We start from the raw sequence: 8,904 nt of genomic DNA on the forward strand, positions 1-8,904 counted from the left end.
TAGGGCAAACCGTCATTGGGATGACAATGGCTGTCTTTCAGACATCGGCCCTATCGCAAGATAGCTGTCTTACGGTATTGAAATCCCTGGCCCGCCGCTTTCGATACCATGTGATCTTTTGGACGTAATCATCCTGATCCTTCGATCTGCCCCCGATGCGCATCGGGGGGTAACGCGTCGAAAACCTTAACGCTGCGACATCCTCCGCCGGTAGTCTGATTAAAAAAACGAGGCAGAGCAAATGTTGCAAGACCGTTCCTTTACCGGGGATTCCGTTGTCGCATGGCAGCGGCCCGTTCGACTGTAACACACGGCCTGAACCCCTGCGGGTTGATGGCTTGTCGATTGTCCGGCGTCTGGGCGAATTCCTCGGGTTCGATCAGGACGCGGTCGACCGCACCCTCTCGTATGATCCCGATGTTTTCACCGGCTTTCTGCCCGGCACGCGGATTGCGACCAACCTTGGCTGGCGCCCGGTCGAGGCAATCGCCGCCGGCGATCTGGTAGCAACCTTTGACAGCGGGCCAAGACCGGTCACGGCCGTGACCAGAGAGCGCATCGCGATGTCCAGATCGGCACCCCTTCTGGCCATCGCACCGGGAGTGATCGGTAACACGCGTGAGATGGTCATGCTGCCCAATCAACCGGTGATGATCGAAAGCGACACCGCCGAATTGCTGCTCGGGGACCCGTTTGCCGTTGTTCCCGCTATTACCTTGGACGGCGTAGAAGGTGTAACGCGCCTGACGCCGACCACCTATGCCGAGGTGATAAAGCTGCATTTCAACGATGACGAGATCATCTATGTAGAGGGCGGGGCGCTGTTGCTGTCCTTTGCCCATTTTCCCGGAACGCTGGACCTGGGTCTGATGAACCCCGTCTCGACAGAGCGCTATTGCGTCCAGGGCGGGGCGTTGCTCGAATACTTGCTGCACGGGTTCAATCAGAACCAGCCGTTCGGACAGGCCTGCGAAATCAGACTATGAAACCGGTTCAATGATGGACCCGGCCCCGCGTTCCACCCTCAGCCCGCCATGCGGATCGGCGGGTCGCGCGTCAGGGCCTCCAGAAACGCCCGTTGCGCGGGCGAGACATAGGCGGATTTGCGGCGAATGAAATCGGTGGTCACCTCGGCCTCGCCCGGCTCCAGCGGGTGCAGGGCCAGACCCGCCTCGCCCCAGACACGGGTAACCAGCCGGCGCGGCATCAGGGTAATCCCGACCCCCGCCGCAACGCCCGCGCGAATGGCGTCGAGCGTGCCGAATTCCAGCGTCCGCACCCCCACCACACCGCGCCGCGCCAGCACATCCTCCAGCCGCTGACGATAGGAACAGCCCAGCCGCAGCACCAGCTGGCGCACCCCCGGCGCGCCCAGAACCTGACCCAGGCTGCGCCCGTCGCGCCGGGCCACGATGCACAAATCCTCGCGAAACACCGGCGTTGCCTCAAGATCGGGATGCGCCACCGGCCCGCAGACCAGCGCCCCCTCGACCCCATGGGCCAGCACCATCTCGACCAGTTCGCGGCTGGTTCCGGTCTGGATCGACAGGTCCACCGCCGGATGCGCCCCGGCGAACTCGGACAGAACCGGCGCCAGATGCAGCGCCAGCACCGTTTCCAGCGCCCCCAGGTTCAGCGGCCCCTCGGGCGCGCCATCCTGGGTCATCGCCTTACGGGCATCGGCCAGCAGGGTCATGACCTGACGCGCATAGGGCAACAGAACCTCGCCCGCCGCCGTCACCACGACCCCGCGGCTGTGGCGATGAAACAGCACCACCCCCAGATCATGTTCCAGATTGCGGATGCGGTTGGTGACATTCGACTGCACCGTGTTCAGCTCGGCCGCCGCGCGGTTCATGTTCCCCACACGCGCCACACAGTCGAAGAAACGGAGATCGGCAATATCCATGCGTTCACTTTTCCAGATTGATCATGACCCGTGGCATTCTAAACAAAGATAGCGCAGCCGCCGTTTCCTGCCAATGATATCTCGATCCCCGATAGCTCCGATCGCAGCTCTTCATTGGGTTCCGGCGACAATCGGGCCTAGTATCAGGGCAACACCAGCAAGGCAGGGTCCGACATGTACCGAAACAGCTTGATGGAGCGTCTGGCGCTCGACCATCCGATCATCCAGGCGCCGATGGCCGGTGGCGGCGACACGCCCGAGATGGTGATGGCGGTGGGCAAGGCCGGCGGGCTGGGCAGCATGGGGGTGTCCTATCTGCAACCCGACCGGATCGGCGCCAATGCCGCCCGCGTGCGCGAGGGCAGCAATGCGGGCTTTGCCGTCAACCTGTTCGCGCCGTTCGATCCGCCACCCTTTCCCGCCGATCCAGGCCCCGCGCTCGATTTCGTGCGTCCGCATTACCAGGCGCTGGGGATCACCCCGCCCGGCACGATCAACGGGGCCGAGTTCGATTTCGAGGCGCAGGTGGAGCAGGTGCTGGACAGCGGCGCCTCGGTCTTCAGTTTTGCCTTTGGCATCATGCCCGACCATGTCATCGACCGCGCCCGGCAGCGCGGCATGCTGGTGATGGGCACCGCCACCAGCGTCGCCGAGGCGCAGGCGCTCGAGACGGCGGGCGTCGATGCGGTGATCGCGCAGGGCTCCGAGGCGGGCGGCCACCGGGCCGGGTTCGGCGCCGATCTGACCCGCGCGATGGTGGGCACCATGGCGCTGGTGCCGCAAGTGGTCTCGGCTGTCGGCGTGCCGGTGGTCGCCTCGGGCGGCATCACCGACGGGCGCGGCATTGCCGCCGCGCTGGCGCTGGGGGCAAGCGCGGCACAGATCGGCACCGCCTTTCTGACCACGACCGAGGCGGGTATCCCCGAGGCGCATAAACAGGCGATCCTGACCGCCAAAGAGACCGACACCACCCTCACCCGCGCCTTTTCCGGGCGCCCCGCACGCGGCATCCGCAACCGCGTCATCGCCGATGGCGAGGCGATGCCCGACCGCCTGCTCGACTTTCCCTATCAGAACGCGCTGACCCGCAGCCTGCGCGCCGAGGCCGCCAAGCAGCAGAACCCGGATTTCCTGTCGCTCTGGGCCGGTCAGGGGCTGGGTCTGGCGCGGCGCCTGTCGACGGCCGAGCTGATGCAACACCTGATCGAAGAGATGCAGGCCGCTCTGGCCAGCGCGGCGCGCTACGGCTGAGGCCCGGCTCAGCCCGTGAAAGCGGCGGCCAGATCAGCGGGCAGGTCGAATTCCTCCAGTACCCGCGCACGCGCGGGCGCCGACATCTTGCGCGCGGTCTTTTCGACGATGTCCTGTACTTTATCCGGGCTGTGCTTGGCCGCGAAGGGCGCAAAATACCAGCGCAGGAAGACGAAACAGATCACATCCTCCAGCGCCTGCACCAGCGCGTCGCGCTTGATGCCTTCCTTGCGCAGCATCCGGCCCGCTGCCGCGATTTCTTCGGCGCCGTATCCGGCCTCGGACATCAGCCCACTCACCACCTCGGCATGATGCACCGCCTGCGCCCGGCGCCAGGCCAGATATCCGGCGCGGCCCTCGGGATATGTGGCGCGCGCCAGTTTCCAACGCTCCACATGCTGTCCCCGCGCCGCGATCTGCAACACACCCGGCGCATCGGGCACCAGCCGCGCCAGCTCGGCGCTCATTCGCTCGCCGTAAAGCAGCGCCTCGGGCCGCCCCTCGTCCAGCCGGGGATCGGCGCTGTTGGCGCTGTCGATGGCGGCCAGGACCGCCTGCAACCGGGTCGTCATGACTTGCTCCAGCTATCGGCCGGATCGCTTTCGGCATAGTCGCGCAACAGTGCGATATCCTCGATCTCGGCATGGTTGCGCTGAACGGTCACCCCCGCCGCCTTGAGCCGCGAAAAGGCGCGGCTCAGGCTTTCGGGCTTCATGCCCAGACGGCCCGCGATCAGCATCTTGTCATAAGGCAGTGTCACCTCGCAGGGGCCATCCGCGCAATCGCACAGCTCCAGCAGGAACTCGGCCACCCGCTGCGCGCCGGTCTGCGCCTTGAGCTGTTCCAGCTGCGCCACCAGCGAATGCAGATGGCCAAACGTGGTGGCCAGGATCGAGATACAGATCTCGGGGTCGCGCCGCATCAGCGAGACAAAGACGGGGCTGGGGATATGCATCACATGACAGGGGGTCACCGCCTCGGCCGAGACCGGATAGGGCATGTTGCGCAGCGCCACCGCCTCGCCAAAGCTTTCGCCCCGGGTGAACACGCTCACCACCGCCTCGGACCCGGTCGGCGTCATCCGGAACAGCTTGACCCAGCCGTCGATCACAACATGGATCGCCTGCGCCTTTTCCTCTTGCAGGAACAGCGTCTCGCCCCGGTCATAGCTGCGCCAGACCGCCTGATTCAACAAGGCGTCCACATGCTGTTCCGGCAACGACCGGATCAGCAGCGAATTGCGCGCGATGGCTTTCTGCGCCTCGTGGGCCACGGGTCTCTCCTGTCTCGGGCGACTTGGGGTCAGACTAGACCGGTTGCCCGCGCGACGCATCTGCCTTTTGTCTCCGCGCGCGTCAAGCAGCTTTGTCAGCGCTATCAGCGCAGCCGGGCCGACTGGTAAAGCCGCACCTTGATGCCACCATGATCGACCATCGGGCCGGGCGCCTTAAACGGCAGCCGGGTCGCCCGCGCCAGGCTCATCTCTGAGGTGATCAGCCCGACACGCCAACCGCTGAAGCGTTCCATCAGCACCTTGCCCAGACTGCCGTAAAGTGAACGCAGCCGCGCCTGATCGCCGATCCGCGCGCCATAGGGCGGGTTGACGATGACCAGTCCGGGACGCCCCTCGGGCGGGCGGATATCGCTGACCGGGCGTTGATGAAACGCGCAGAAATCGCTGACGCCCGCGCGGGTCGCATTGGCGCGGCTGGCCTCGATGGCGCCGGCGTTGCGGTCCGAACCGCAATACAGGCTCTCGGGCCTGCCACCCGCGCCCGCCGCGGCGCGCAGCGCCTGCCACCGGGCGGCATCGAACCCCGCCAGCTGTTCAAAGGCAAAGCTGCGCGTGCGCCCCGGCGCCAGCCCGGCCGCCCATTCCGCCGCCTCGATCACGAATGAGCCCGAGCCGCACATCGGGTCGAGCACTGGCTCGACCCCGTCGAACCCGCATTGGCGCAGGAACAGCGCCGCCATGGTCTCGCGCATGGGGGCCTTGCCCACCGCCTCCTTGTGGCCGCGCTTGTGCAGCGCCTCGCCCGAGGTGTCGATCGAGAAGGTGCAGAAATCGCGCTCGATCCGCAGCATCAGGCGAATATCTGCCTCATCCGAGATGGGGGCGCCCAGTTCCTCGGCAAGGGCGCGTTCGACGCGTTGCTTGGCGGCGCCTGCGTGATAGATCTTGGACTTGCGGCTGACCGCTTCGACCCGAACTGGCACATCCGCGCGCAGGAAATCGCCCCAGGCAAACTTGCGCGCCCGCTTGTCGAGCTGCGCCAGATGCACCGCCGGAAAGCCGCCAATCCGCACCAGCACCCGGCCCGCACCGCGCAAGACCAGATTGGCGCGCATCACTTCGGACCAGGGCCCGCGCGTCTCGACCCCGCCCGGCACCACGCGCGGTTCGGCAAAGCCGCACTCGGACGCCTCTTCGGCCAGAGGCTGTTCCAGCCCCGGCGGCGCCATCAGGAAAATGTCATAGCTTTGCGTCTTGTCCATCCCCGGGGATTACAGCGGAACGGGCAGAGGGGCTAGGGCAATCTCTGAACCGGGTTCAGAGGTGATCGCGGATCGAGCCGGTCTTGGGCGACAGGTCCGGGTCGATATCACGCATCTCCAGCGACAGGGCCAGCGAGCGCTGTGCCATCACCGGGGAGACAAAGGCGCGGACCGCTTCGAAGACCTTGTTGGCAGCGGCCTGTTTCACCTCGGGCGCGCGGCCCGCGCGCAGGCGGATCGAAATGTCGATGAACCCGTGCTTGGGGTCACCATCGGCAATAGCCCAGTGATCGGCGCGAAAGGCGCGCACCCGGATGCCCGGCATGGGAAAGGTGTCGATCCCCGCGGCGGTGGCGCGGATCACCTCGCAAAGCGCACCGATATCCAGCGCGTCCTCGAGATTGCCGGAATATTCGACGATGAAATGCGGCATGGCCTCCTCCTCGCACCAGGGTCAGGCGGCGCGGTGGCACAGGATTTCAAGTGAAATCCTGTGAGCAGGGATTTCCTTAAATCCCTGCCCCCTTGACCCACGCCGGTGCACATAACAGGTTAACCACTCTCCGGCAGGCGGGCGCAAGCCCTATCCGACCAGCCGCGCGGGTTGGCCCGGACGACCGGCGGTCAGCCCCTCGACCCGCCCGACAATCGCGCCTGCGTCGATGCCGAAATGGCGGTAGAGATCGCCGATGGTGCCGGTCTGGCCGAAATGCTCGACCCCCAGCGGGATGGTCCGGTGCCCGGCCACCGATCCCAGCCAGCCCAGCGTTGCCGGATGCCCGTCGATCACCGTCACCAGATGGCAATGCGGTGGCAATTCGCCCATCAGCCGTTCGATATGCGACAGCGCCGCCGGGTTGCCGCGTGCCCGCGCCCGCTGCGCGGCGGTCCAACCGGCGTTCAGCCGGTCCGCCGACGTCACCGCCAGCACACCGACATCGCGCCGTGCCTCGCCCAGCAGGCCGGCGGCGCGGATCGCCTCGGGCGCCACCGCGCCCTGATACGCAATCACCACCTCGGCATTGGGCCCGGGCTTGCGCAACCAATAGGCGCCGTCTATGGCGCCTTGGCGAAAGGCATCGTCCACCCGCTTGCCCGGCTGCTCGATCGGATTGGTCGAGAGCCTGAGATAGACGCTGCCCCCGGTCTCGTCGCGCAGCCAGGTGCGCTCGTCCGGGTCGCCCTCGCCATCGCGTTGCAGATAGTCAAACGCCCATTCCATGATCACCGCCAGCTCGTCGGCGAATGCGGGTTCGAACGCGGCCAACCCGTCCTGGCTCATCCCGATGAGCGGAGAGCCGATGGATTGATGCGCCCCCCCTTCGGGGGCCAGCGTCACGCCCGAGGGCGTGCCCACCAGCAAGAACCGCGCATCCTGATAGCAGGCATAGTTCAGCGCATCGAGGCCGCGCGCCACAAACGGGTCATAGACCGTACCGACCGGGATCAGCCGCTTGCCGAACAGCGAATGGCTCAGCCCCGCCGCCCCCAACAGCAGCATCAGGTTCATCTCGGCGATACCCAGCTCGATATGCTGGCCCTTGGGCGTGAACTCCCATTTCGCGGTCGAGGGGATCTTGTGCTCGATAAACGCGTCAGCCTGATCCTTGCGCGCGAACAGCTTGCGCCGGTTCACCCACGGGCCGAGGTTGGTGGTGCCAGTCACATCGGGCGAGGTGGTGACGATGCGCGCCGCCAGCTCGCTGTCACCCTTGCTGAGATCGTCCAGCACCTTGCCAAAGGCCGCCTGGGTCGAAATCTCGCGGTCGCTCGCAATCTCGATCCCCGGCACCGCAAGGCGGGCATCGGAGAACCGCCGCCGCCCCTTGGCAAAAAACGGCACACCGTCCAGAAAGGCGCGCAGCGCACCGGGGTCGGCGACGGTGGCCAGCGGCTCCCATTCCTGCCCCTCGGGCACGCCCATATGGGCCTGCCAGGCGGCAAACTGGGTCTTGTTCATCAGCCCGCCATGATTGTCCTTGTGACCCGCGATCGGCGTGCCCCAGCCCTTGACCGTATAGGCCAGGAAACAGGTGGGCCGGTCATGGTCGATTGCGGCGAATGTCTCGGCCATGGTGGCCACGCAATTGCCGCCCAGGTTTTCCATCAGCGCGGCCAGTTCCTCATCGCTGCGCCGGTCAAGCAAGGCAGAGACGTCGCCCTGATCGCCCAGATCCTCCATCAACCGTTTGCGCCAGACCGCGCCGCCCATGAAGGTCAGCGCCGAATATTGCTGGTTCGGACAGGCGTCGATCCAGTCGCGCAGCTTGTCACCGCCCGGTTCGGCAAATGCCGCCCGTTGCAGCGCGCCATACTTGATCCGCACCACGTCCCAGCCAAAGGCGTCGAAAATCTTCTCGACCCGTTCGAACAGACCCTCGCGCACGATCCCGTCCAGTGACTGGCGGTTATAGTCGATGATCCACCAGCAATTGCGCAGGTCGTTCTTCCACCCCTCTTGCAGGGTCTCGTAAACATTGCCCTCGTCCAGCTCGGCATCGCCCACCAGCGCCACCATCCGGCCCATGGGTGCGCCCTGCCCCCAGTCCTTGGCGGCGATATAGTCCTGTACCAGCGCGGCAAAGGCGGTCACGGCCACGCCCAGCCCCACCGAACCGGTCGAGAAATCGACGTCATCCACATCCTTGGTGCGGCTGGGATAGGATTGCACCCCGCCATAACCGCGAAAGTTCTCCATCCGCGCGCGGTCCAGATTGCCCATCAGGTACTGGATGGCATGGAACACCGGGCTGGCATGGGGTTTCACCGCCACCCGGTCCTCGGGCCTCAGCGCACTGAAATAGAGTGCCGTCATGATCGACACCATCGAGGCCGAGCTGGCCTGATGCCCGCCGATCTTGATCCCGTCCACCTTGGGGCGGATGTGATTGGCGTGGTGGATCATCCAGTGCGACAGCCACAGGATGCGCTGTTCGATGGTCTTGAGGTGGCTAAGGTCCTGCGGCGTGCTCATCGGCGCTCTCCTTGCAATGCGGGATCAGACCCGTCCGGCGAAGTCTATCATCTCCCTGCCCCGGTCGCGCGGGATTTCAACGCCGGGTTTGCCCCGCGCATCGGTCCGGTCAGGGGTATTCGGCGGCCGCGCGCCCCTCCCCCGAGGCGCGCGGCCGCCACCGCCCTCAGGCGGCGGCCTGAACCTGGGGCGCGTCCAGCGACTGCGCCAGATCGGCCAGAATGTCCTCGACCTCTTCCAGTCCGACCGACAGCCGGACCAGCCCGTCGCTGAT

General features: G+C 66.0%; 9 protein-coding genes. 2 read left to right on the top strand and 7 right to left on the bottom strand.

Annotated elements, in window-relative coordinates; genetic code table 11:
* The first annotated feature begins 338 nt into the window (after positions 1-338).
* Complete coding sequence (locus AC2FNY_RS18505) at positions 339-986, top strand: Hint domain-containing protein (RefSeq protein ID WP_496803354.1); 648 nt, start codon at positions 339-341, stop codon at positions 984-986.
* A gap of 38 nt (positions 987-1,024) precedes the next feature.
* On the opposite strand, the gene AC2FNY_RS18510 is transcribed toward AC2FNY_RS18505, so the two are convergent.
* Positions 1,025-1,909 (bottom strand): LysR substrate-binding domain-containing protein, encoded by an 885-nt coding sequence (locus AC2FNY_RS18510; protein WP_496803355.1) that lies wholly within the window; start codon positions 1,907-1,909, stop codon positions 1,025-1,027.
* Positions 1,910-2,083: 174 nt separating this feature from the next.
* Between AC2FNY_RS18510 and AC2FNY_RS18515 the strand changes: the two genes are divergently transcribed.
* Positions 2,084-3,160, top strand: a complete 1,077-nt coding sequence (locus AC2FNY_RS18515) for an NAD(P)H-dependent flavin oxidoreductase (RefSeq protein ID WP_496803356.1) — start codon at positions 2,084-2,086, stop codon at positions 3,158-3,160.
* An 8-nt stretch (positions 3,161-3,168) separates the two neighbouring features.
* Here AC2FNY_RS18515 and AC2FNY_RS18520 read toward each other — a convergent pair whose 3' ends face one another.
* From AC2FNY_RS18520 to AC2FNY_RS18545, 6 genes are all read right to left on the bottom strand, one after another.
* On the bottom strand, positions 3,169-3,732 hold the full coding sequence (locus AC2FNY_RS18520) for a DUF4202 domain-containing protein (RefSeq protein WP_496803357.1): 564 nt from the start codon (positions 3,730-3,732) through the stop codon (positions 3,169-3,171).
* A complete protein-coding gene (locus AC2FNY_RS18525) occupies positions 3,729-4,433 on the bottom strand; it encodes a Crp/Fnr family transcriptional regulator (protein WP_496803358.1) in 705 nt (234 codons plus the stop codon). Before AC2FNY_RS18525 ends, AC2FNY_RS18520 begins: the two co-directional genes overlap by 4 nt.
* A gap of 104 nt (positions 4,434-4,537) precedes the next feature.
* Positions 4,538-5,656: a THUMP domain-containing class I SAM-dependent RNA methyltransferase gene (locus AC2FNY_RS18530; RefSeq protein ID WP_496803359.1), complete on the bottom strand. Its 1,119-nt coding sequence runs from the start codon at positions 5,654-5,656 to the stop codon at positions 4,538-4,540.
* 55 nt (positions 5,657-5,711) lie between these two features.
* Complete coding sequence (locus AC2FNY_RS18535) at positions 5,712-6,089, bottom strand: 5-carboxymethyl-2-hydroxymuconate Delta-isomerase (RefSeq protein ID WP_234184906.1); 378 nt, start codon at positions 6,087-6,089, stop codon at positions 5,712-5,714.
* 150 nt (positions 6,090-6,239) lie between these two features.
* A complete protein-coding gene (locus tag AC2FNY_RS18540; RefSeq protein ID WP_496803360.1) occupies positions 6,240-8,630 on the bottom strand; it encodes a thiamine pyrophosphate-binding protein in 2,391 nt (796 codons plus the stop codon).
* 166 nt (positions 8,631-8,796) lie between these two features.
* Positions 8,797-8,904, bottom strand: a 108-nt coding sequence (locus AC2FNY_RS18545) for a PLP-dependent transferase (protein ID WP_496803362.1), incomplete at its 5' end; no start/stop codon positions are given.

It is taken from the genome of Ruegeria sp. BHSC223 (genome assembly GCF_059613025.1).